The organism is Vibrio tetraodonis, from assembly GCF_003350295.1.
GTDB lineage: Bacteria > Pseudomonadota > Gammaproteobacteria > Enterobacterales > Vibrionaceae > Vibrio > Vibrio tetraodonis.
Genome location: NZ_QLYY01000041.1, coordinates 1 through 607, shown reverse-complemented (window position 1 = coordinate 607; position 607 = coordinate 1). Strand labels below are relative to the sequence as shown.

General features: G+C 42.2%; 2 rRNA genes. Both read left to right on the top strand.

The window, feature by feature from the left end:
• Positions 1 to 92 (top strand): 23S ribosomal RNA (locus DPF90_RS20215); the annotation flags it as partial.
• Positions 93 to 180: 88 nt separating this feature from the next.
• Positions 181 to 296, top strand: a 5S ribosomal RNA gene (gene rrf / locus DPF90_RS20210).
• Positions 297 to 607 lie beyond the last annotated feature (311 nt).

Sequence of the window (607 nt, the reverse complement as noted above, 5' to 3'; positions counted from 1 at the left end):
GTTGTTCGAGACTAGAACGTTGATAGGCAGGGTGTGTAAGCGTTGTGAGGCGTTGAGCTAACCTGTACTAATTGCCCGTGAGGCTTAACCATACAACACCCAAAGGGTTTTGTTGTGGACTCAACTAGAACATTGAATGTGTAAGAACGAAGAAACAGCTTTCCGAATTAACAAATTTTGCTTGGCGACCATAGCGTTGTGGACCCACCTGACTCCATGCCGAACTCAGTAGTGAAACGCAATAGCGCCGATGGTAGTGTGGGGCTTCCCCATGTGAGAGTAGGACATCGCCAGGCTTTATATTTAGACTTTGTCTATTTGCTAGACAGGTCACCATAAAGTTCTAAGAAAGTGTAGAGTTTTATGTTGACTTCAATAGTCATTCGCGTATTATACGCGTCCTGCTTAAGTGCTAAGGCATTGAAAGCAACGCTCTTTAACAAACTAAACCTATCAATCTGTGTGGGCACTCGTTGATGATAATCCAAATAGTTTCTTAGGAAACAATTTAGGTTTCAATGATACGAAGTGACCATTCGAATTGGGAAGCAGCCTTGAGCTGTTTTGTTTTACTTTTTCAAAAGTGAAAACCAATAAGAGCACAGTC